The sequence below is a fragment of the Paenibacillus sp. sgz302115 genome (assembly GCF_056120445.1).
The window spans coordinates 511,047-532,533 of the sequence record NZ_JBVYOK010000002.1; the positions used below are offsets into that span (position 1 = coordinate 511,047).

Below are 21,487 nucleotides of genomic sequence, written 5' to 3' on the forward strand. Positions count from 1 at the left end.
CTCTTTCACGTGGGGGATCATAAAATTGACAGCACAAGTCCGATGCCTGTTCCAATCGCGAACGCCGTCAGAAAAGCATCGGCTCCCTTGGAAAGGCCGGAGACGAGATGGCCGGCCATCAAATCGCGGACTGCATTCGTAATGAGCAGTCCCGGAACCAGCGGCATCACGGAGCCGATAATGATCTTATCCATTTCCTGTCCCACGCCGAGCTTGACAGCGAAGAAGGCGAGCAGGCCGATCAGGAACGAAGCGGTGAACTCCGCGAAGAATCTGATTTGTACGAGCCGGTGCAAATAGGTTGCTGCAGCAAAGCCGATGCCGGATGCAAGGATGGCCGGAAGAGCATCCCACAGGCTGCCTTTGAACATAACGGTGAAGCACGCGCCGGTCAGGGCGGCTGCGGCAATCTGTATCCAAGCCGGATAAGCATGGGCTGCATCATCCACCACGCTTAGCCGCTCACGCGCTTCATTTGCCGTGAGCTGACGCTCGCTTAGCCGCCGCGAGATGTCGTTGACCTCCGATACCTTCTGCAGATCGGTGGTCCGCTCGGCAATGCGGAACAGCTTCACCGGCTCGGTCCGGCTGGTGGTGAACATAATGACCGTTGGCGTTACGTAGCTGTGCGCTCCGGGAAAACCGAGCGAAGCGGCCATACGGCTCATTGTATCCTCTACGCGGTACGTTTCCGCGCCGCTTTGCAGCATGATTTTACCAGCCAGCAGGCACAGGTCGATGATGTCATGCGCGGAAGTATTGCTGTTGTTGCTTGTGCTATCCAACTTCGTTCGATCCTCCCCTGGAATGTTATATATTTGATTGTCGCCGCAATGGCTGAAAAGATCAACCTCTAATCTACAGACTGGATGATTTTCCGGTGATTAATACATAATAAGGGGGAAAATCACAAGGAGGAACCTCTATGAAGATGTCTGGAAAGCAGCTCTGGATTGCGGCATTAGGCGGAGTAAACGAGATTGGAAAAAACATGTATATTGTACAGTACGCCGATGACATTATTGCTATTGACAGCGGCTCTAAATTTCCTGACGAGAGCATGCTGGGCATTGACCTGATTATTCCTGATGTTTCCTATTTATTGAGCCATGTAGATAAGGTACGGGCGCTTATCGTCACTCACGGGCATGAGGATCACATCGGGGGAATTCCTTATTTGCTGAAGCAGCTGAATATCCCGATCTATGCTTCCCGCCTGACTCTTGGCCTGATTGAGACCAAGCTGAAGGAACACGGCCTGCTGCGCCAGACGAGCCTGCATTGTATTGATAGAGATTCCAGGCTGGAGTTCGGCTCGATCACCACCACCTTTTTTAATACCAACCACAGCATTCCGGATTGCCTGGGTGTCGTATTCGATACTCCTGAGGGAACTATTGTACATACAGGCGATTTCAAATTTGACATGACTCCAGTCAATAAGCAATATCCGGATATTCATAAAATGGCTGAAATCGGCAAGAGGGGCGTAAAGTTTCTTCTCTCCGAGAGCACCAATGCTGAAAGACCCGGCTTCACCCCTTCTGAGAGGCTTGTGGGAGCTCATATGGAAGAAGCTTTTCAGAAGGCTGAGCAGAGAGTATTTGTCTCTACCTTTGCTTCGAATGTGCACCGTTTGCAGCAGATTGTTGATGCAGCTGAGCATACCGGCCGTCACCTCACCTTGCTTGGCAGAAGTATGGTCAATGTAGTTGGAGTTGCACAAGAATTGGGTTTTTTAAAAGTGCCTGAAGGTATGCTGGTGGAGCCGGCAGAAGCGGCAAAGCTGCCTCCCGAAAAGATAGCTGTACTGTGCACCGGCAGCCAAGGCGAACCGATGGCTGCGTTATCCCGCTTAGCGAATGCAAGCCATAGGCAGCTTGAGATTGCAGCAGGGGACACTGTTCTGATTGCGGCTAACCCGATTCCTGGCAATGAACGCAACGTGTCCCGGATTGTAGACAACCTGTACATTCTGGGTGCAAGGGTCATCTACGGCTCCCGCAGCGAACTGCATGTGTCAGGACATGGCAGCCAAGAGGAATTGAAGCTGATGCTGACCCTGATGAAACCGGAATATTTCATCCCGATCCACGGGGAATACCGCATGCTTCATCATCACAGTATGCTGGCGGAGGCTGTCGGCGTGAACCCGGACAATATTTTTATCCTTAAAAATGGGGAGGTTGTCGAGTCAGAGGCAGGCGTCGTCCGCCAGCAAGGACGTTTGCCGGCTGGACAGCTGCTAGTGGACGGCCTTGGAATTGGCGACATTGGCAATGTTGTGCTGCGGGACCGCAGACAGCTGTCTGCGGACGGCATTCTTATTACGGTGATCACACTTAGCCAAAGCGATGGCAGAATTCTGAATGATCCCGACACGATCTCAAGAGGATTCGTCTACGTACGGAACTCTGATACGCTGATGGAAGAGATCAATCAGCTCGTGTCTGCGACCCTGCAGAAGATGGGCCCTGCTGATCTTGGCCAATGGAATATTATGAAATCAACCATCAAGGACACCTTAGGCAAATTTCTGTATGAGCGAACGAAGCGCCGCCCGATGATTCTTCCGATCATTATTGAGGTGTAATCATGGGAACTTATTAGGTGAACTTTGACTATATTAGTTCAACTAAAGAAAAAAACATAAAAAGGGCAGAAGTGACGGAGGGGAAGTTTGGATACTTACGGAGCGGTAGCGACCGCCTTTGTCTGCGGATTTCAACCGTGAACAACGGTATAAATTGAAGAAATCTGCAGAAGGGCAGCGGCCGGAAGTCCAAACATTCCCCGCAGTTACGACCAGACCCCAATATGAAAATCTATAGTTTAACTTATATAGTTACCCGCATTTTCCGGTTAAACCTTAGAATCAAATAAACGGCGCGGATAACCAGATCAATTGCAATGGATATCCACACCCCGGCAATTCCCATCCCAAAATGAAGACATAACACATACACGCCGACAACGCGGATGAGCCACATCCCAATAGCGGTGCTGTACATCGGACTCTTCGTATCTCCAGCTCCTTGAAGTGCCCCGGCAAGAACTAATCCAATGGCTAAAAACGGCTGGGCGAACGCATCAATGCGAAGCGCTGTAGTTACCATTCCAATAACAGCGGCATCATTGGTAAACCAACTGGTTGCGATGGGAGAAAATACAAACAATATCACCCCAACAAAAGCCATAAACACAACGGCAACCCACATGGTCAGCAGACCGTATTGGTAGGCATCCTTTTTTTGATTCGCTCCTAAGCTCTGACCAACAAGAGTGGTCGCTGCAACGGCCAGGCCATACCCCGGCATATAAGAAAAGATTTCTATATTCCCGGCAAGAATGTGGGCTGCATACACATCGGTGCCAATTCGCACAATAAGGCCAAAATAAAGCACCTGCCCAAACCGCATAATCAGCCTTTCGGCAGCTGCAGGGGCGGAAAGCTTCAGCAAAGGCATTGTGTACCCGATTGCGGCTCCTTTGCGGATAGAGAAGATGAGCTTGGATTTCCGGATATACATAAATAGCGCAATGGAGCCGATCACCCGGACTATTGTGGTAGCCCAAGCAGCTCCGGCGATGCCCCAGCCCGTCCAACTGAATAAACCGAAGATCAGAATGTAATCTAATACAATATGGATCATATTGATCCAGATGCCGACCTTCATGGGGGTTTTGGTATCACCAGCAGCGCGCAAGATACTGCCGAAGACGGTCATCAGTGATATGAAAATAGAGGGGACGGCTACAATCCGGAAGTATACTACGCTATCCGCTAATACATGCGGTTCTGCTCCCATAAGCCGCAGCAAGGGCTCAGCAAAAAAGAAGGTTATGATCCCGAAAATAAGACCTAATATGGCTGATATGTACGTTGATTGCCGCGCAATAGCCTTGGCTTTATCTATTTCCCCAGCGCCCACACTGCGTGCAATCAATGAGGAAGTCCCTACCCCCATAGCCATAAAAATAGCAATATAAACAGCCATAATGGCACTCGTCACCCCGACCGCAGCGACTTGATTGAGACCAATTTTGGATACAAAGAGAGTGTCTACAAAACCTACAATAGTTTGCAAAAAATTCTCAATCATAGACGGTACGGCCAGGGTCAATATAACTTTGATTTTCTGGCTCTGGTCACTGCTAATAGTCTTGGGCATGGCGGACCTCCACTTTATATTATCACGGTGATTATATCCCCCTAGGGGGGATATGTCAAAGTGATGTTTTCTGGATAGTCCTCTCTGTTAGTCTTGGGGAATGGTCAAAACGAATTTTCCGAAGTATTATTAAATACAACCTTCGTGTTACACGAAGCCAATGATTTTATGGACTTATTATAGTAGGGAGGATTTACATGTACACTGTGAAAGAGGTTGCTAAACTGCTTGATTTAACTGAACACACTATTCGCTTCTATACGGATAAGGGATTAGTTCCCAATTTACAGCGGGATAAAAATAATAACCGTATTTTTAATGATGAGTCCATAAACTGGCTTAGAGGTGCAAAAAACTTAAAAAAATGTGGTATGTCAGTGGAAGACATCAAAAAATATGTAGAGTTAAGCTTGGAAGGTGATTCTACTATTCCGGAGCGTTATGAAATTGTACGGAAGCAAAAGGAAATGGTTTTAGCCCAATTGGAAGAAGCAAAAGTAATGGCAGAATATATTATAAGTAAAGAAAAACATTACTGCGACATTGTCAACCACTTAATCCCAGATAATACGAACCCGGCCAAATGGGGGGAACGATAAAATCCCAGCGGCTCAAAACCAATCCTATCCATTGGTAAAAGAACACCTAGCTAAATAGACTGCTCACTTTTTAATTGCGAAAGAATACGCGCCGCGTATTTTGTAAATTGGATGCTGATCTCAGACCGTAGTACTTCTCTGACAATGCCAAACCGGTCTTCATAGCCGCGGCAAACATAACGATGATAAATGATCCCGTCATTCATTTCATCGCTGAAAATTTTGATATTCCGTTGCCGTAGTTCCCGATTGACCTTGGATAAATCTTTAGTGATGCAATTCATTATGAATTGAATGATTTGTTCAAAAAGTTGCTTAAACAAATGTGTTGAGTTCCGAAGGTCCTGTAAGCTTTTATCGCACATGGTCAGCATATAGGGGAACATAATGGCATCCCGAATCATGGTCAGTTCTTCCGTCGTTACTCTCCCTGTCTGCAGACTTTTATTTCTGTTCTCATATTGCTCCTGATGATCCGTTAAAAGCATCTTTGATTTCCATCTCTCATTTCCGTCGAGTTTGCTCATTTAAAATGCCCCCCAATCTGGCCTGCCCGTTCCCGCGCTACGCCGGCCTCCAGCAAAGAAGAAGCCCGCATAATGGCATCGCTGCCGTATCGTTCCGAAATATAGTCAGTAGCCCGCTCAAGCGCATAGGCAGCATTTCTGTCTTCGAACAAGGTCAGCTGATAAATACTGTCGTCCGAGAGCTGCGTTAACGAAATATGCAAATGACTTATCGGCAACCCCTTCCAGTGATCAATAAAAAGCTTTCGGGCTGCCTGGGCAACTTCATGTGTTAAGGATGTAGGCTGCTGCAGCGTCATCTGACGGCCAAACGACGAGGATTTTTCTCCATCCGTTTCCACAGCTCCTACAGACACGACCCTGCCTTGATAACCGTGCCTGCGCGCCCGCCGGCAGACCTCCACCACTAATTCAAGCAAGACAACCTCAATGTCCTCCAAACGTCCATATAAGCTGCTTCTTAAGGCTTTCCCATGGCTTATTGACTTAAGTGCACCCCGAATGGAGGAGACTACGGGACTGGAGTCCTTTCCGTTCGCGATCTGCCAGTAGTATTCCGACTGAATATCTGATTGCTTTCGAAACTCTCTGCGCATTCGTTGCTTAAACTCGCCTAACTCCAAGCGGGCCACGTCACCTATGGTCGTCAGACCCATCCGGAGAAAATGCATAGTCATGCGAGAGCCAACCATAAACATTTGGTGAACGGGTAACGGCCATAGATCCCTTTCCATATTCTCAAAACCCAGCTTAAATACGCCGTCATTTCTTTTTTTCGCAAAATTATCGGTCGCCATTTTGGCTAAAATTTTTGTAGGGCCAATCCCGACTCTGGACCATACACCAGTAGATAATTTCACGTGTGACTGAATCAAATGGGCAATTTCATCAACGGACCCAAATAAAGCGGCAGAACCTGTTACATCCAGGAATTGTTCATCAATGCTGTAGGGCTCAACTTGATCAGTTATTGATTCAAATATCTGCGTAATTAATATAGAAATCGTGATATACCGCTGCATTCTAGGGCGTATGACCACTAGATCAGGGCAGAGAGCCAAGGCTTCTCCTACCCGCGAGGCGGTTGTAACACCTTTGGCTTTGGCTAGAGGACAGGCAGCCAAAATAATCCCTGATTTACGTGCCGGATCGCCAACGGCTACCGGTTTGTTTTGATACTCTGGATGAGCTGCTTTTTCAATGGAGGCGTAAAAAGATTGTCCGTCCACGAGAAAGATGACTTTTGACATATCCGAATCACCAGCTTGTAGTATTGGATTCCCTGGCACGGAAGCCCCCTCTGTTGAAAATTCTTGATGGGTAAAGGGATGTATTTAATAATATATACAGAACAAGTGTTCTGTATACAGGAATGTTTTGTAATTTGATTGATTGTTTTATTTTTCAAGGGTGCATAGACCGGTTGCCACACCGCCGGAGAGAATGGTCAGAATGGAATGGAAGAAGGTTTCCTTGGAGATCAGCAGCCCGCCTGCGCCGATAATGATGGCATCCGTCAGAAAGATAATGACCCCGACATTCAGCGGAATGTAACGCCCAATGAACTTAGCCAGCAGATCCGTCCCGCCGGTGCTGGCTTTGAAGCGCAGCATGAGCCCAAGACCGCTTCCCATCAGAAATCCCCCAATAATCGCGCTGGAGATAGAGCCAAGCTCAACATAGTAGAGAAAGTGGTATTGAAACGGTCCCAGGAACTCAATCAGGAATGAGGAGACAATCAGGCCCAGCACACTGTTGTAAAAGACATCCCGCTCTTTAAGCCAGGCAAGCAGAAAGATCGGAAGGCTGCAGAGGACAATGGCCAGTCCGATTTTTGCCCCGGATATATAATTAATTATGAGGGCGATGCCGATAATTCCCCCATCAAGTATTTTGTAAGGCACCAGGAAGAAGTTCGTTCCTGCAGCAATCAGCAAGCTTGCCAGTAGAATAATGGCGTACCTTGGATATGAGCGCATATTCAACATCTCCAAAAGTGAGGCATGTCTTAATGAATATGCAACCGGATGGAAAAAAATAGCTGAAAAGCAAAAAATCCTGCTTGCGCAGAATGAACTAATCAGAGTTGGTATGCTTACGGGCAGGAGTGATAGAAATGAGCTTTACCTATAAAGTGCTGGAGAGCGACATGGAGCTGCTGGCGGCTGCGCTGTCGGAAGTCAATGTAACAGTGGCTGTAAAAAGCGGAGCGGGGATTGTGGAGCCCGGAGGACCGATCAGAGCCTATACGCCGAATTCCGTCCGTATCCGGGGGTTATCCTACAATAGGGAGCTGCACGAATTCCGGGTTGGCGGGATACAAGGCTAGTGCAGTACAACCCCCGCAGAGCTTCAGTGGCATCTTCACCTGGAGTAGCGCTTGCGGAAACGCAGCGGGGAGATGCCAACCTTGAGGGCAAAACGCCGAGAGAAATAGGCGGTACTCTCAAAGCCGGTCCGCTCGGCAACTTTTGCGATAGAAATCTCTGTCTTGAGCAGCAGCAGCTTGGCTTGCTCCAGACGGTAATCGGTCAAATATTCCATTGGGGTCAGCCCATAGACACGTTTCATGCAGCGGGCCAGATAGTTGTAGTGAAAATGCAGCTCATCGGCCAGCATGCTGTTGGTCAGCGCCTCTGCGTAGTGATTGCGGAGATAGGCCTCCGTCTGCTCGGCAATCTCCACGGCATGGCTCCCCGCAGCATCCTGCTGTGCGAGATCCATCATCCGCAGCATTTCCTCGAAGATCCGCTGCTGCTGCCATACCGCACTGGACCGCCGGCCCCGGCCGAGCTGCAGCAGCAGCTCCGCTTGGCCGCTCCGCTCGAAAGGGTCCGGAAGCGGCCCAAATTGCGGAATGCGGATGGTATAAGGATGTGTGAGAAATTGCTTGAAATGCTCTTCCCGGTCCGCATACACCGGATCTCCCTCCGCCTCAATCCATTCCCCAACCGTGTGAAAATGAATCCAAATGAAGGAGGTTGTCTCTTCACAGGGCTTGACTGAGTAGTGGTAGCGGTCAGGGAGCAGCAGCAGCGTATGCCCGGCCGGCACCGCCCACTGCTTGTGTTCCTCACCGATAAAGAGACAGCCTTGTTCAACAATAAGCAGATCGAATCTGCCCATACGGTTGCGGTTGGGATGCTGATCTCCAGGCTGATAGACGGTGCGGTCGCCTTCCAGGAAATACGGGAACGGCGGCGCCGCCAGATGAATATAGGACGGGATGAATGACATAGGCTGCTCCTTTCCGACCAGTGTGAAATAATACAAAAACAGGGTTGCTTATGATTCTGTTTTTTATTTATTTTACCGTCTATAATTGCAAATAGCGAGGGTGAAATGAACATGAAGGGAGAAGTAAAACATGAATAAAATAAGCGAACTTAAGCAAGCGGCAGACGGGCATCCGTCCGTAGCCATTCAAGATGAATTCTGGGGGCGCTATATCCGGCTGGTGCAGGATGTGGTTATTCCTTACCAATATGAGGCGCTGCATGACCGGGTGCCTGAAGCGGAGCCAAGCCGCGCAATCGCCAATTTCGAGATCGCCGCAGGCCGGAGAGAAGGGGAGTTTCACGGTTGGGTGTTCCAGGACAGCGATGTGGCTAAGTGGCTGGAGGCGGTGGGTTACTCGCTGAGCATCAAACGCGATCCTGATCTGGAAGCCAAGGCCGACGCGGTAATTGATCTGGTCGGCGAAGCGCAGCAGCCGGACGGGTATCTGAACACTTATTTTACAATCAAGGAGCCGGGCAAACGCTGGACCAATCTGCAGGACTGTCATGAGATGTACTGCGCGGGTCATTTCATTGAAGCCGCAGTCGCCTATTATGAAGCTACCGGCAAGGATAAGCTGCTGCAGATCATGCAGCGGATGGTGGATCATATTGATTCCGTATTTGGACCGGAAGAAGGCAAGCTGAAGGGCTATGACGGACATCAGGAAATTGAGCTTGCGCTAATTAAGCTGTACCGGCTGACAGGGGAAGAGAAGTATTTGAAGCTCAGCAGCTTGTTCATCAACCAGAGAGGCCAGGAGCCTAATTATCTGCTGCAGGAATGGGAGTCGCGTGGCCGGATCACGCATTGGAGCGGAGTTCCGACAAGCAAAGTGGAACTGAAATATCTTCAAGCACATCTTCCGGTACGGGAACAGAATGAGGCGGAGGGACATTCCGTCCGTGCGGTCTATATGTACACAGCGATGGCGGATCTTGCGGCGCTTACCGGGGATGAAAGCTTGCGCGAGGCCTGTGTAAGATTATGGAACAATATGACAGGCAAGCAGATGTACATTACCGGAGGCATTGGTTCCACTCACCAGGGCGAAGCCTTCACCTTCGATTACGATCTGCCTAACGATACGGTATATGCGGAGACCTGTGCTTCGATTGGGCTGATCTTTTTTGCCCGGCGGATGCTGGAGCTGGCCCCGGATGCCCGCTATGCGGATGTGATGGAGCGGGCGCTCTATAACAATGTGCTGGGCTCTATGGCACAGGACGGCAAACACTATTTCTATGTGAATCCGCTGGAGGTATGGCCGCAGGCCTGCACCTGCAATCCGGATAAGCATCACGTGAAGCCCGAGCGCCAGGGCTGGTTCGGCTGCGCCTGCTGCCCGCCGAATGTGGCGCGGCTGCTCACCTCGCTGAATCAGTATATCTATACGGTTCACGGTGATACGCTTTACACTAACCTGTATATCGGCAGTGAATTGAAGACAACGCTGGGAGGGACGGAGGTTTCCGTCAGCCAGCAGAGCAGCTATCCATGGGAAGGTACGGTCACGTTTAAGGTCAATCCGGCTCAGGCTGGGGAGTTCGGCATTGCTTTGCGCATTCCTTCCTGGAGCCAGGGTATGGAGATCAGAGTCAATGGTGAAGTGCTGAAGCTGTCTGAAGGGGTGGAGCAGGGCTATCGTGTGATCCGCAGAGTCTGGAATGCCGGAGATATTATCGAGGTGTCCGTGCCGATGGAAGCGCACCGCGTGTATGCCCATCCGAATCTGCGGGCGGATGCCCAGAAGACGGCTATCCAGCGCGGACCGCTGGTCTACTGCCTGGAGGGTGTGGACAACGGCACGCCGCTGAGCTCGATTACGCTGAGTGAGGCCGGGGCGTTCACAGAGATTTTTGACAAGTCCATGCTTGGAGGAGCCGTTGTGGTTGAAGGATCGGGCTTCCGTGTGAATCAGGAGGGCTGGAACGGAGAGCAGCTCTACAGCAGGGAGAAGGCGCCGCTGGAAGCTGTCAAGGTGACTGCCGTGCCTTATTATCTGTGGGGCAACCGGGGCAGCGGTGAGATGAAGGTGTGGATACCGGAGAGCAGAGGATAAGCTGTAGCGACTTTTCTAGGACCCCGTGAGATTGTTCAGTCATAATATTAAAAAGAGCCACCCGGCACCGCTGCAGCAGCGGACGACCGGGTGGTTTTTTTGCGAGAATGCCAAATGCTATGTACAAAAACGGGCCCCGTCCTTTTACAAAGACGAGACCCGCTGCTTTACTGCTTAATCAGCCGTTCTATACACTGATCTTGCGAAGCGGCTGTTTAGCCCAGTTCCACAACGACATGATGCACAGCGCCGTCGCCGACAGGAGCGATGACATTGCCTTCTACAGCAGCGCCGTCGAGCGTCAGGCTGGCCACGCCCTTGGAGACATGGTTCGGGTTCTTGATCTGGATGACATAAGTGTCGCCGCGGAAGACGCGGGTGATCTCGAAGCCGTCCCATGCAGCAGGGATACAAGGGTCAACCTTCAGGCCGCCGAAGTCAGCCTGGATGCCCAGAATGGACTGGGTGATGGCCACGTAGTTCCAAGCGGCTGTACCGGTGAGCCAGGAGTTTTTCGCTTCCCCGTGGCGTACGGCATCCTTACCGGCGATCATCTGCGAGTAGACGTAAGGTTCCATGCGGTGCACTTCGCTGATATCCTCCAGGTAAGCAGGAGCGATCTTGGAGTACACTTCGAAGGCTCTGTCGCCATGACCCAGCACGGTTTCGGCGATCATAATCCAAGGGTTGTTGTGGCAGAAAATACCGGCGTTTTCCTTGTAGCCCGGAGGGTACGTGGAGATTTCACCGAGGTTCAGATAGTACTTGGAATATGGAGGCTGCTGCAATACGATACCGTATTTGGTATCCAGACGATCCTGAACGGAAGTCAGCGCTTTGGCCGCCTGTCCGCCTTCTACGCCGATACCGGCCATAACGCACATACCCTGCGGCTCGATGAAGATCTGGCCTTCTTCGTTCTCTTTGCTGCCGATCTTGTCGCCGTAGTGGTCGTAAGCGCGCAGGAACCAGTCGCCGTCGAAGCCGTGGGTCAGCGTAATTTCACGCATATTGTCGATCTTGGCAACGGCATCTGCAGCTACATCATTAAGTCCGCGCATGCGGCAGATTTCCGCATAGTCCGGTCCAACGAAGACGAACAGACCCGCGATGAACACGGATTCTGCTACGCCGCCAGCGATATTCTCAGTCGTCTGGAACGATTCGCCCGGCTCGGTGGAGAAGCAGTTGAGGTTGAGGCAGTCGTTCCAGTCGGCGCGTCCGATCAGCGGCAGGCCATGTGGTCCGAGGTTATTGGTAACATGCTCGAAGGAGCGTTTCAAGTGCTCGAACAGGGTGGCAGTGTTGTCCGGGTTGCTGTCGAACGGAACCTGCTCATCCAGGATCGAATAATCGCCAGTTTCCTTAATATAGGCAGCCGTTCCCGAGATCAGCCAGAGCGGATCATCGTTGAAGCCGGAGCCGACTTCGTTGTTGCCCTTTTTGGTGAGCGGCTGGTACTGGTGATACGCGCTGCCATCTTCGAACTGGGTAGCGGCGATATCCAGAATACGTTCTCTGGCGCGCTCTGGGATTTGGTGCACGAAGCCGAGCAAGTCCTGGTTGGAGTCGCGGAAGCCCATACCGCGGCCAATACCGGATTCGAAGTAAGAAGCAGAACGGGACATGTTGAAGGTAACCATACATTGGTAAGGATTCCAGATGTTAACCATGCGGTTAAGCTTCTCGTCGCCGCTTTGAATCTGATATTTGGACAACAGGTTATCCCAGTGTGCAGCCAGAACAGCCAGGGCAGCATCCACTTGAGCGTCTGTAGCGAATTGTTCGATGACAGCAAGCGCAGGTTTTTTGTTGATAACATTCAGCGCTTCCCATTTCTCGTCTTCCGGGTTTTCGATATAGCCGAGTACGAAGATGAAGCTTTGCTCTTCACCCGGTTCCAGCGTGATGTTCAGAGCATGGGAGCCAATCGGCGACCAGCCGCTCGCTACGGAATTGGTGGCTTCTCCTGCAGCAACTGCCTGCGGGTGGTCCAGACCATTGTACATGCCGAGGAACGATTCGCGGTCGGTGTCGAAGCCGTCGATGGCTTTGTTTACAGAATAGAAGGCGTAGTGGTTTCTGCGCTCGCGGTATTCGGTTTTGTGATAAATAACGGAATCCTTCACTTCAACTTCGCCGGTGCTGAGGTTGCGCTGGAAGTTAGTCATATCATCCTGGGCATTCCACAGACAGAATTCGGCAAAAGAGAACAGCTTCACGGATTTCTTCGCGGAGCCGGTGTTCTTAACCACCAGACGATGAACTTCGGCATTGTGGCCCATCGGTACAAAAGCAAGCTGGTTCACGGAAATGCCGTTACGCTCACCGGTAATGGAGGTATAGCCGAGGCCGTGGCGGCACTCGTAGAAATCAAGGTCACGCTTAACCGGCATCCAGCCCGGGGTCCAGAAATCGCCGCCATCATACAGATAGTAGTAGCGTCCGCCAGTATCCAGCGGAATATTGTTATACCGGTAACGGGTAAGTCTTCTCATGCGGGCGTCCCGGTAGAAGGTGTAGCCGCCGGCAGTATTGGAGATCAGGCCGAAAAACTGCTCGTTGCCGAGGTAGTTGATCCATGGGTAAGGGGTTTTAGGAGTGTTGATTACATACTCTTTGCGAGTATCGTCAAAAGTTCCGAATTTCATAAGAGAATAGTCTCCTTTCAATTGTGAACGCGCGTTTACAGAACAGAGAAAAAATCCCCCGGGGAAAAGGGAGCCTCTCGGGTATGATAAATAATTGCCGCTCCCCCAAGAGATGCACACATGCTCCTTCAAGCGCGAGCGCTGAGGCGAGCATGCGGCATCTTTTGCAGGAAGCCTTTACTTCTTCGGCGGCTGGCAGGAATCTCTTTCTACCAGCTTAGCCGGGAAGCTGATGGTACTGAAGGTCGGCTGCGGGGAATCGCACAGCTCGATCACTTTCTCGACCGCGGCCTTGGACATTTCGTAAATTGGCAGACGTACGGAGGTCAGCTTGGGATGAATGCGTGAAGCAAGCTGCACATCATCGAATCCGGCAATGGATATATCCTCAGGCACGGAAATACCGTGTTCAGAGAACGCTTCCATTGCAGAGATAGCCATGTCATCGTTGGAAGAGAAGAAGGCGGTCGGCAAAGGTCCGCCGGAAGCAATCAGCTTCTGAACCTCTTCATAGGCGGCATCCTTCAGGAATTCTCCCTTCAGGATGAAGCTCTCATTCAGCGCCAGTCCATGCTTCTTCAGCGTATCCACGTATGCCATGTAGCGTTCCCGTCCGGAGTACGTATTCATTCTTCCGCAAATCATGCCAATCTCCTGATGGCCCAGGCCAATCAGGTACTCAATGGCCTCAGTTGTGCCTTCATAGTCCTTGGAATTCACAATAGCGAGATGATTGCGGTCCAGATGCTCAGACATAATCTCCGAAATGTCGTAATCAATCAGCACAAGCGGAAAATCGAGACTAACCATTTCCCGTACGATATCAATATCCTTCTGGGTGCCGACGATGATGCCGCCGTCAATCCGTTTCTGCAGAAAAGCCTGCTTCACCTTCAGGAAATCGTCGGGAGAGTAGACGGTATGGATCAGCACATAACAGCCGCGGGCATTCGACGTGTCGACAACGGCATCGACGAAAGGCGCGAAGTAATTGTTCTGATAGATCCGGGTCGTGTTCTCCTTCTCGTTCATGCTGATAGCGAAAAGCCCGATCGTATCGGTCTTCTTGCCGGCCAGAGCCCGGGCGAAGCTGTTCGGCTCGTATTGATGCTGCTCAATTACCTTCAGCACCTTGGCCCGGGTCTCCTCAGGGACGTTGGAATAATTGTTGATCACGCGGGATACCGTGCTTCGGGACACCCCGGCGAGCTTTGCTATATCTTCGCTGCGCATAATGCCCCCTTTTTTCAAAATATAAGGCTTCATAGGCTTGCATCCTTATATTTCTCCCTGAAACGGCTGCATTCCTTTTAAGGACAGCGCCATTTCTATTTGTAAACGCGCGTTTATGAGCCTATTGTAAATTAAAGTTCACCAGAAATCAATCACCCTGGGCAAAGAAATTTGCTTGCTGAAGCTAGGGTTTGCGTTACAAAAGAACTCATCAGGAAAATGGAAGGGTGACTATTGATTTACAAATTGTTCCATTGAGGTTATATTGAGATTACATTGCAGGGAACATATAGGAGGAGTAATTATGCCAAACGTTATTTCATGGGTCTTCACAGCATTTCTTGTGCTTTGGACAGCGGCAGCAGCCTATGCTGCAATCCGGCCATACTCCTTTTGGCAGATTACCCAAGGCTGGAAAGCGGTAAAAGAGCCGCCCAGAGCCTACTTTGTAGCTTCTGCAATTGGCGCAGCCATTTTAGCCGCAATCGGACTCACACTCTTAATCTTGCCTTCTGTGATGTCTATGCTTGATAAATAGCTTTGTTTAGCGGATTCGGCGCATTATCATTGCCTCCGTTTACGAATATTTTTACTATACATCAAAAATGATGAAGATGTTCATACACTCCCTTAATAATTGTCAGTTATAGTAGAGACAACACCTGTTGTATGCACTTGGCCTTGCCGGATAACGGCAGGGTCCTTTTTTTATTTCAGCATTTGGTTCCTTACAGGAGCATCAGGGGTATGCGCCATGCTGTCTGCCCAAGCAGATCCATTGCCGCTGCAGTGAATGTAAATAAGAAGAGCTGACCCGCCGCAGTCAGCTCTTCTTATGTTTTTAGACTTTTTCGGTAGAGTATGTCTTGACAGAGGGTGGAGAATAGCTGAGGAATTGCTGCAAAATTCCCTGAGGAGCTGTGTCTGTGATGACCATAGAACGATATTTCTCCTGCATGAATTTCTCCTGAACCATGTGATCAAACATAGAGATGAGAGGATCAAAGTAATGATGGACATTTAGAAGGCCACATGGCTTTGTATGCAGGCCCAGTTGAGCCCATGTGAAGATTTCAAAATACTCTTCCAGCGTCCCGGGGCCGCCAGGCAAAGCTATGAAGCCATCCGCCAGCTCTGCCATCTTTGCTTTTCGTTCGTGCATCGAGTCCACAATAATTAATTCGGATAGACCTTGATGGGCGATCTCCCGGCCCTGCAGAAAATGCGGGAGGATACCAACGGCATTTCCCCCTGCTTCCAGTACGGCGTCTGCGACCGCCCCCATTAAGCCGACTTTTGCCCCTCCATAGATGAGGGTAAGGTTGCGTTCGGCGAGTTCTTTTCCTAATGCATAGGCACTTTCCTTATATATGGAGGATGCTCCATCACTAGAGCCGCAAAATACTGCTATATTCTTCATAAATTCGAATGCTCCTTTGACGATAAATACCTGCCAGCCAGCTTCTTCTGGTGCGTACGGAATATTTCTTCTAAGGCGATATCGTATTTGTTAGCAATAACAATGAGATTGCCAAGCACATCTCCAAGCTCTTCTGTTAAGTTATTTTTGTTATCCGCAAAAGAACCTTCAACTTCATCAGGCCGATCCCGGCCGATTTCCAAGGCACGAATGGCCCGTGCCACTTCCCCCGTTTCTTCTGCCAAGAAGCCAATCCGGACAAAAATATCTAAATCAGACCAGCCCCGTTCCTGATAATATTGCTTGACCCACAACTGAAATTCATTAATATCCATGAAGCCCCTCCAATAGTACTGAGTAAAAAGAGAACGAATGTTTGCTTTGTAAGCTTATCATACAACTATTTGGATGTGAAGGCGGACAGTTGATTTTGTGTTTTAACTGTTTTGGCCGAGTTTTATTTTCTGGATGTAAAAAAACTGTTAAGCCTATTCAAAAAAATATTGCCTTCACCTTACATCCTATGGTATTATGAATTTCGTTGCAGGACGGTAGCTCAGCGGGAGAGCACTATCTTGACAGGGTAGGGGTCATGGGTTCGAACCCCATCCGTCCTATAGAGAAAAACCCTTGATATTCAAGGGTTTTTTGTTTGTTTATGGATACTTTTTATTTCAATTTCCGTATGAGGCGCAAACTATCGTAATCACAAACAAGAACATATTCTCTGCTCTCACATAGTTCATCAACAGCTCTTCTAATATCAGCATATACAGTGTAGTCGTGAAACGCTATAAATCCTCCGCGGACGACTCTTGGGGCATATAACTCCATATCTCTTTTTATGCCTGAATAACTATGGTCTCCATCTATAAAAAGGGCAGCTATACTCTCAGGACAATCTTGTATTGCTTCATGGCTGAATTTTTTTATGGGTGATACATAGTTTGCAAGCTGGAAATTCAGAATATTAGTCATGAATTCATCAAAGTAATCGATATAATATCCATTAGAAATAAAAGGATCAATAGAAATAATTGTTCGTTTCCTTTCACTTATCCATTTGCTCCCGAAACCGAGTGCAAGAGTACTTTTCCCTTTAAAGGAACCAATCTCAACAATTTCCCCATCCAGATGATCAACGAGAGCCGGCAGATGAAGAAGTGCAGTTTGCTCTGTAGTTGTCAACCACCCGCTGACCGAATCAATAAACTGATACAATTGGCTAATTGGAAGCAGATGTTCAGTAATTTTAGGTCACCTCTCACAACCCGTTATTTTCTAATGCTTTTTTTGCGGCCTCCAAATATTGGAATCCGTATTTTTTATCTGGTTCTAAATATGTTCCTTCGCCCCATTCATTCCAGGCATTAATAAACAAAAGGTCACTGTTTATTTCTAGAGATCTTTTTATTTGCTGTGTCAGATACAAGGAAAATCTTTCTGGAGACGCGCCGGTGAAGATGAGGGGCATATTTCCTCCAACCCGGGCGGAGTTATCCCAATCGACGAAGGCTCCTAGATAAGTTTTAACACTATTCTTATCGGCCTTCCTTTCCAGGATACTGGACCAGTACTTATCGTAATCCATTAGAGTGAATTTTTGGTTATATCCATCGACGCCTCTTATAGAACGGATCCCATTTGTTAAATACATTGTGTATCCAGGCTCAAACTGGGCACGAGCATCGAAACCTTTAAGCTCAGGGTTGCTGAATCTATTTAAAGTCTGGACAAAATGGATCCCATCAAGCCCATTCTTCACAGCTAATTTTTGCCAGTATTCCAGCATTCCTTCGCATTCGGGAATATCGTTAGGACGATAAATAAGAAATAAAGGTTTGTTTTCTACCCGGATATACCTTTTATCTTTAAATGCTGTTAGGAGAAATTCGAAATGCTCTTTCCAATCGGCTTCTTCTCCGTAATCCTGACCCACCAACACCTCATGATTAGCACCGGTCCATGTTCTCGTCCACGGGTCGTTTGCCCAGGAAAGGCAGAAAGGGAAATCGGGCGTCCCTTTTTGAAGAACTGCATCAAAGGGTTCATGAAGAAACCTTTTCCCCTTAAACCAGTAATGATAATAACAAAATCCGTAGATGCCATATTCCTTAGCAATTTTCGCTTGCCACTCCCTTGCAGATTCGTCTTTCAAATTGTAGTAATAGTCCTGGTAGGGCTCTTTCGGCTGATAATGCCCAGGAAATAGAGGCTTTGCTTTTCTGGTATTGGTCCATTCGGTAAATCCTTGTCCCCAAAAGCGATTATTTTCATCGGTCTCATGAAATTGAGGCAAATAGAAAGCTATAAGTTTCAAAAATATCTCTCCTTTAAAGAAGGGCTTACCTCGGATTGCACGGGGTCTTCGCTAAGTAGTTATTTGTATATATTATGTGGGTGTTCAAAAATTGGAACCGGGGTATAAGGCATTTGAAGATGACGACATAACGACGCAAAATGAGCTTTGTTATATAATGGGAAATGTTATATGTTAAACGCTACAAGATAACTCTAGTAGAGGGGAATTTTTAGATGAAAGTAATGATGCATGAGACAGGAGTAACTGAAGAGGTCCTCAAATATGTCGTCATAGTGATGAAGCAGGGGGAGCAGTGGGTTATGGCAAGGCATAAGGAACGTTCCACATGGGAGTTCGCCGGCGGCCATATTGAACAAGGTGAAAGTGCAGACGAAGCAGCCGCCCGGGAGCTGTATGAAGAGACAGGTGCGCTGGAGTACGAATTATATCCTATTTGCATCTATTCGGTCGTCCGGGAGGACATGCCGGAAAGCTTCGGGAAGCTCTATTTGGCTACCATTAACAGGTTCGGTCCCATGCCCCAGTATGAAATGGAGGAAATCAGAGCCTTTACTGAGCTGCCGGAGGCTGTAACCTATCCGTTGTTTTATCCGGCATTTCTTGAGAGAGTAAATGCTTTTATCAATGCTTAAAATGCGAGACCAGACCCGAATTTGCAGTGACACTGAATAGGAAGATATAGTAGTTATATAAATAAGCAAAAATAAAGGAGTTAAGACTTTGGAGCAACAAAATGATCAGAAGAAAAAGACTTCAACCGGGCTGACATGGCTGGGCGGCGGGGTGGTTATGCTGCTCCTGAAGGGGAAGGCGCTTCTGTCTCTCTTAAAGCTGGGAAAAATAGCGGGTCCGCTGATATCCATGATGGTTTCCGTATGGGCTTATGCGCTGATCTATCCTTGGCAGTTCGCAATCGGATTTGTACTGCTGCTGTTTATTCATGAGCTGGGACATGTGCTTGCCGCCAAAAGGATCGGTCTTCCGGTGAGCGCTCCGTTGTTTATCCCTTTTTTGGGAGCTTTAATCACGATGAAAAAACAGCCGCTCGACGCCAAGATGGAAGCTTATGTAGCTTTTGGCGGCCCGCTTTTGGGGAGCGCAGGCTCGGCGGTTGTATTTGCGTTTGCCTATTATTATCATAGTCCGCTGCTATATTCGCTGGCCTACGTCGGATTTCTGCTCAATCTGCTGAACTTGCTGCCGATTCATCCGCTGGATGGGGGCCGTATTGCGACGGCGGTTACACGCTGGCTGTGGCTGGCGGGATTAATTGGCGGTTTGGCAGTGATCATCTACCTGAAATCGGTCCTGTTCCTGATTATCTGGCTGCTGTTTGCCTATGATCTGTACAAGAAATACATCAGCCGGCGCAAGAGCAGCCAGATCAGAACGGTGCTGCTTAAGTTCCTGATCCCTGTAGAGCATCTGAAAGAACAAGGGTATCTGATTCCGGGACCTGAGCACAAGAGAGAGCTGCCTTTTACGACCTACAGCGATTTGGACCGGCAGCAGTATATCGGCATTCATTATGAAAGCCTGGATTATCACGGTACAGCCAGACTTCCTATGCAGAGTATCATCGGGAAAGTAAAGCTGACTCAGCTTGAACACCTCATGACGGAAACAGGGCTGCATTTGAATGCGCAATGTGAAGTCCAATTTACCGCATTTGAGAATGACAAATATTATGATGTACCGGCAAGCTCCCGCTGGAAATACGGTATAGCCTATTTTGCATTAGCGGGATGTATTGGAATCCTGATGTATCTAGTACATGTAGTGGGGAACGTAAATCTGTAATCCTTCGTTTAGCAACGCTCCAAACCGTCAAAGCTGTGAAAAGCTGGATAAATAGGAGGAGTGTGCGTATGCGCAGGATATCACCATGGGAAGCGGGAGTTTGTCTGCTGCTGCTTCTGGGCATAGCCGGGTGCGCGGCGGAGGATCAAGCTCCGGGGTATATGGAAACCCATCGGATGACGGGGCTGGATGCCCCAATGGATCGGAGCAGCAGCCTGCTGTCACCGGTAATGCAGGATGTATACGACAGGTCTATTCCTGAAGAGGTCTACTCTGCTGAATAGACTATTCCGAGATCGGTGCTATATAAGTTGAAATTAGATTTTCATACTGGGGTCTGGTCGTAACTGCGGGGAATGTTTGGACTTCCGGCCGCTGTTGTCTCCAAATTTCCTGATTTTTACCGCTCTTAGCGGATGAAATTCGGAGACAAAGGCGGACGCGTTCGCTCCTCCAGTTCCAAACTTCCCCTCCGTCACTTCTCCCTTTTTATGATTTTTCAAGTTCAACCTATATGTTGTCCCGCAGTCTATGTACAAAAAAATGAAAGTTCTGTATAATGGGTCAACTATCGCTTTTTTTGTATAGCAGAGAGAGGGGACGAAGGGGATGGCGGCTGAAATTGTACGTGTAACTACAGAGGAACAGCTCCAGTGGGGACTGGATATCCGTACGAAAGTCTTTGTTGAAGAGCAGAAGGTGCCGGCGGAAGAGGAAATTGACGAATATGATGTTCTCGGCGACAACGTGCATCATGTTCTGCTTCTGGATGAAGGTGTTCCGGTTGCTGCCGGACGGCTGATTTATTATAAAGCCGGGACGGCCAAAATGCAGCGGATTGCCGTGCACAAAGAATACCGCAGCAAGGGGTACGGACGAATCCTGCTGCTGGCGCTGGAGGAGCTTGCCCGTGAGCTTGGCCTTGAAGCGTCTATTCTTGACGCGCAATGCCAGGCTGAGAATTTTTACAGCAAGCTGGGTTATAAAGTGATTTCAACAGAGCCGTTCTATGACGCGGGCATTTTACATGTGCGGATGGAGAAGGCGCTGTAGTGCATTGATACATACTCTATCGTCTCTGAGGACAAGCTAGAAATGAGCCAATCATGGCCAATCCAAGGCGCGAAGGAGTAGATCCTAAGTGATGAACAGTGCACGTGAACGGTTTATAGCAGTCCAAAAGAACGGTGACGGCGACTTGACCCGCTTCCAGACCTCATCGGGCCGGGTGCTCGATTACCAGCAGGCGCTGAAGGAGGTCCAGGCCGGCGCAATTGCCGGTGTTAATGTATTCAAAGGCAAGGACGGCGAAATGCACATTCGCGGTGATGCTGATGGTGATCCAACCAACAATCTGGATCAGCTTCCGCTATTCTGATATTGGCATAGGGTAAGGCCGGACAGGCGTCAGATTGACGCTG

General features: G+C 49.0%; 22 protein-coding genes and 1 tRNA gene. 11 read left to right on the top strand and 12 right to left on the bottom strand.

The genetic code is table 11. The annotated features are described in order from the left end of the window. Window positions 1-17: 17 nt before the first annotated feature. Window positions 18-785 carry a threonine/serine exporter family protein gene (locus AC0LWN_RS07895; protein WP_474664022.1) on the bottom strand — a complete coding sequence of 256 codons (768 nt, stop codon included), beginning with the start codon at window positions 783-785 and terminating at the stop codon, window positions 18-20. A gap of 140 nt (window positions 786-925) precedes the next feature. Here AC0LWN_RS07895 and AC0LWN_RS07900 point away from each other — a divergent pair, with 140 nt between their 5' ends. After that, window positions 926-2,593 carry a ribonuclease J gene (locus tag AC0LWN_RS07900; protein WP_474664024.1) on the top strand — a complete coding sequence of 556 codons (1,668 nt, stop codon included), beginning with the start codon at window positions 926-928 and terminating at the stop codon, window positions 2,591-2,593. Between the two features lie 244 nt (window positions 2,594-2,837). Here AC0LWN_RS07900 and AC0LWN_RS07905 read toward each other — a convergent pair whose 3' ends face one another. After that, the gene (locus AC0LWN_RS07905; protein ID WP_474664026.1) at window positions 2,838-4,172 is read right to left on the bottom strand and encodes an MATE family efflux transporter; all 1,335 of its coding nucleotides are present in this window, start codon (window positions 4,170-4,172) and stop codon (window positions 2,838-2,840) included. 197 nt (window positions 4,173-4,369) lie between these two features. Here AC0LWN_RS07905 and AC0LWN_RS07910 point away from each other — a divergent pair, with 197 nt between their 5' ends. Further along, window positions 4,370-4,771, top strand: a complete 402-nt coding sequence (locus AC0LWN_RS07910) for a MerR family transcriptional regulator (protein ID WP_474664028.1) — start codon at window positions 4,370-4,372, stop codon at window positions 4,769-4,771. Window positions 4,772-4,821: 50 nt separating this feature from the next. On the opposite strand, the gene AC0LWN_RS07915 is transcribed toward AC0LWN_RS07910, so the two are convergent. The 3 genes from AC0LWN_RS07915 to AC0LWN_RS07925 all read right to left on the bottom strand — a co-directional run bounded on the left by AC0LWN_RS07915 (window position 4,822) and on the right by AC0LWN_RS07925 (window position 7,277). Next, window positions 4,822-5,298 carry a YhjD family protein gene (locus AC0LWN_RS07915; RefSeq protein WP_474664030.1) on the bottom strand — a complete coding sequence of 159 codons (477 nt, stop codon included), beginning with the start codon at window positions 5,296-5,298 and terminating at the stop codon, window positions 4,822-4,824. Further along, window positions 5,295-6,548, bottom strand: a complete 1,254-nt coding sequence (locus AC0LWN_RS07920) for a DNA polymerase IV (protein ID WP_474664032.1) — start codon at window positions 6,546-6,548, stop codon at window positions 5,295-5,297. The genes AC0LWN_RS07915 and AC0LWN_RS07920 overlap by 4 nt, the downstream gene beginning before the upstream one ends. 147 nt (window positions 6,549-6,695) lie before the next feature. Continuing rightward, complete coding sequence (locus AC0LWN_RS07925) at window positions 6,696-7,277, bottom strand: YitT family protein (RefSeq protein ID WP_458965891.1); 582 nt, start codon at window positions 7,275-7,277, stop codon at window positions 6,696-6,698. Window positions 7,278-7,414: 137 nt separating this feature from the next. Between AC0LWN_RS07925 and AC0LWN_RS07930 the strand changes: the two genes are divergently transcribed. Further along, on the top strand, window positions 7,415-7,627 hold the full coding sequence (locus AC0LWN_RS07930) for a hypothetical protein (RefSeq protein WP_458965890.1): 213 nt from the start codon (window positions 7,415-7,417) through the stop codon (window positions 7,625-7,627). 35 nt (window positions 7,628-7,662) lie between these two features. Here AC0LWN_RS07930 and AC0LWN_RS07935 read toward each other — a convergent pair whose 3' ends face one another. Beyond that, on the bottom strand, window positions 7,663-8,535 hold the full coding sequence (locus AC0LWN_RS07935) for a helix-turn-helix transcriptional regulator (protein ID WP_474664034.1): 873 nt from the start codon (window positions 8,533-8,535) through the stop codon (window positions 7,663-7,665). A gap of 130 nt (window positions 8,536-8,665) precedes the next feature. Between AC0LWN_RS07935 and AC0LWN_RS07940 the strand changes: the two genes are divergently transcribed. Further along, window positions 8,666-10,639 carry a glycoside hydrolase family 127 protein gene (locus AC0LWN_RS07940; RefSeq protein ID WP_474664036.1) on the top strand — a complete coding sequence of 658 codons (1,974 nt, stop codon included), beginning with the start codon at window positions 8,666-8,668 and terminating at the stop codon, window positions 10,637-10,639. Between the two features lie 215 nt (window positions 10,640-10,854). Here AC0LWN_RS07940 and AC0LWN_RS07945 read toward each other — a convergent pair whose 3' ends face one another. Together AC0LWN_RS07945 and AC0LWN_RS07950 are read right to left on the bottom strand one after the other, a co-directional pair. Continuing rightward, window positions 10,855-13,290, bottom strand: a complete 2,436-nt coding sequence (locus tag AC0LWN_RS07945; protein WP_474664038.1) for a glycoside hydrolase family 94 protein — start codon at window positions 13,288-13,290, stop codon at window positions 10,855-10,857. A 177-nt stretch (window positions 13,291-13,467) separates the two neighbouring features. Next, on the bottom strand, window positions 13,468-14,556 hold the full coding sequence (locus AC0LWN_RS07950) for a LacI family DNA-binding transcriptional regulator (protein WP_474664040.1): 1,089 nt from the start codon (window positions 14,554-14,556) through the stop codon (window positions 13,468-13,470). Window positions 14,557-14,827: 271 nt separating this feature from the next. Here AC0LWN_RS07950 and AC0LWN_RS07955 point away from each other — a divergent pair, with 271 nt between their 5' ends. Then, complete coding sequence (locus AC0LWN_RS07955; protein WP_458965885.1) at window positions 14,828-15,061, top strand: DUF6199 family natural product biosynthesis protein; 234 nt, start codon at window positions 14,828-14,830, stop codon at window positions 15,059-15,061. A 303-nt stretch (window positions 15,062-15,364) separates the two neighbouring features. Here AC0LWN_RS07955 and AC0LWN_RS07960 read toward each other — a convergent pair whose 3' ends face one another. Further along, the gene (locus AC0LWN_RS07960) at window positions 15,365-15,943 is read right to left on the bottom strand and encodes an LOG family protein (RefSeq protein ID WP_474664042.1); all 579 of its coding nucleotides are present in this window, start codon (window positions 15,941-15,943) and stop codon (window positions 15,365-15,367) included. Next, window positions 15,940-16,278 carry a MazG nucleotide pyrophosphohydrolase domain-containing protein gene (locus AC0LWN_RS07965; protein WP_474664044.1) on the bottom strand — a complete coding sequence of 113 codons (339 nt, stop codon included), beginning with the start codon at window positions 16,276-16,278 and terminating at the stop codon, window positions 15,940-15,942. Before AC0LWN_RS07965 ends, AC0LWN_RS07960 begins: the two co-directional genes overlap by 4 nt. A gap of 210 nt (window positions 16,279-16,488) precedes the next feature. Here AC0LWN_RS07965 and AC0LWN_RS07970 point away from each other — a divergent pair. Further along, window positions 16,489-16,560, top strand: a tRNA-Val gene (locus AC0LWN_RS07970). Window positions 16,561-16,612: 52 nt separating this feature from the next. Here the strand turns inward: AC0LWN_RS07970 and AC0LWN_RS07975 are convergent. Together AC0LWN_RS07975 and AC0LWN_RS07980 are read right to left on the bottom strand one after the other, a co-directional pair. Continuing rightward, window positions 16,613-17,131 carry a class I SAM-dependent methyltransferase gene (locus AC0LWN_RS07975; RefSeq protein WP_474664046.1) on the bottom strand — a complete coding sequence of 173 codons (519 nt, stop codon included), beginning with the start codon at window positions 17,129-17,131 and terminating at the stop codon, window positions 16,613-16,615. A 76-nt stretch (window positions 17,132-17,207) separates the two neighbouring features. Further along, complete coding sequence (locus AC0LWN_RS07980) at window positions 17,208-18,263, bottom strand: glycosyltransferase WbsX family protein (protein ID WP_474664048.1); 1,056 nt, start codon at window positions 18,261-18,263, stop codon at window positions 17,208-17,210. A 215-nt stretch (window positions 18,264-18,478) separates the two neighbouring features. On the opposite strand from AC0LWN_RS07980, the gene AC0LWN_RS07985 reads away from it, so the two are divergent. From AC0LWN_RS07985 to AC0LWN_RS08005, 5 genes are all read left to right on the top strand, one after another. Then, window positions 18,479-18,898, top strand: coding sequence for an NUDIX hydrolase (locus tag AC0LWN_RS07985; RefSeq protein ID WP_474664050.1), 420 nt, complete (start codon window positions 18,479-18,481; stop codon window positions 18,896-18,898). An 88-nt stretch (window positions 18,899-18,986) separates the two neighbouring features. Beyond that, entirely contained in the window at window positions 18,987-20,066 is a 1,080-nt protein-coding gene (locus AC0LWN_RS07990) for a site-2 protease family protein (protein WP_474664052.1), read from the top strand. 68 nt (window positions 20,067-20,134) lie between these two features. After that, window positions 20,135-20,350, top strand: coding sequence for a hypothetical protein (locus tag AC0LWN_RS07995; RefSeq protein WP_474664054.1), 216 nt, complete (start codon window positions 20,135-20,137; stop codon window positions 20,348-20,350). Window positions 20,351-20,675: 325 nt separating this feature from the next. Continuing rightward, complete coding sequence (locus AC0LWN_RS08000; protein WP_474664056.1) at window positions 20,676-21,119, top strand: GNAT family N-acetyltransferase; 444 nt, start codon at window positions 20,676-20,678, stop codon at window positions 21,117-21,119. Between the two features lie 91 nt (window positions 21,120-21,210). Then, entirely contained in the window at window positions 21,211-21,444 is a 234-nt protein-coding gene (locus AC0LWN_RS08005) for a DUF3892 domain-containing protein (protein ID WP_474664162.1), read from the top strand. Window positions 21,445-21,487 lie beyond the last annotated feature (43 nt).

Coding starts and splice junctions, on each gene's coding strand:
- AC0LWN_RS07900 (WP_474664024.1), top strand. CDS start 926: ATGAAGATGTCTGGAAAGCAGCTCTGGATTGCGGCATTAGGCGGAGTA.
- AC0LWN_RS07905 (WP_474664026.1), bottom strand. CDS start 4,172: ATGCCCAAGACTATTAGCAGTGACCAGAGCCAGAAAATCAAAGTTATA.
- AC0LWN_RS07910 (WP_474664028.1), top strand. CDS start 4,370: ATGTACACTGTGAAAGAGGTTGCTAAACTGCTTGATTTAACTGAACAC.
- AC0LWN_RS07915 (WP_474664030.1), bottom strand. CDS start 5,298: ATGAGCAAACTCGACGGAAATGAGAGATGGAAATCAAAGATGCTTTTA.
- AC0LWN_RS07920 (WP_474664032.1), bottom strand. CDS start 6,548: ATGTCAAAAGTCATCTTTCTCGTGGACGGACAATCTTTTTACGCCTCC.
- AC0LWN_RS07925 (WP_458965891.1), bottom strand. CDS start 7,277: ATGCGCTCATATCCAAGGTACGCCATTATTCTACTGGCAAGCTTGCTG.
- AC0LWN_RS07930 (WP_458965890.1), top strand. CDS start 7,415: ATGAGCTTTACCTATAAAGTGCTGGAGAGCGACATGGAGCTGCTGGCG.
- AC0LWN_RS07935 (WP_474664034.1), bottom strand. CDS start 8,535: ATGTCATTCATCCCGTCCTATATTCATCTGGCGGCGCCGCCGTTCCCG.
- AC0LWN_RS07940 (WP_474664036.1), top strand. CDS start 8,666: ATGAATAAAATAAGCGAACTTAAGCAAGCGGCAGACGGGCATCCGTCC.
- AC0LWN_RS07945 (WP_474664038.1), bottom strand. CDS start 13,290: ATGAAATTCGGAACTTTTGACGATACTCGCAAAGAGTATGTAATCAAC.
- AC0LWN_RS07950 (WP_474664040.1), bottom strand. CDS start 14,556: ATGAAGCCTTATATTTTGAAAAAAGGGGGCATTATGCGCAGCGAAGAT.
- AC0LWN_RS07955 (WP_458965885.1), top strand. CDS start 14,828: ATGCCAAACGTTATTTCATGGGTCTTCACAGCATTTCTTGTGCTTTGG.
- AC0LWN_RS07960 (WP_474664042.1), bottom strand. CDS start 15,943: ATGAAGAATATAGCAGTATTTTGCGGCTCTAGTGATGGAGCATCCTCC.
- AC0LWN_RS07965 (WP_474664044.1), bottom strand. CDS start 16,278: ATGGATATTAATGAATTTCAGTTGTGGGTCAAGCAATATTATCAGGAA.
- AC0LWN_RS07985 (WP_474664050.1), top strand. CDS start 18,479: ATGAAAGTAATGATGCATGAGACAGGAGTAACTGAAGAGGTCCTCAAA.
- AC0LWN_RS07995 (WP_474664054.1), top strand. CDS start 20,135: ATGCGCAGGATATCACCATGGGAAGCGGGAGTTTGTCTGCTGCTGCTT.
- AC0LWN_RS08000 (WP_474664056.1), top strand. CDS start 20,676: ATGGCGGCTGAAATTGTACGTGTAACTACAGAGGAACAGCTCCAGTGG.
- AC0LWN_RS08005 (WP_474664162.1), top strand. CDS start 21,211: ATGAACAGTGCACGTGAACGGTTTATAGCAGTCCAAAAGAACGGTGAC.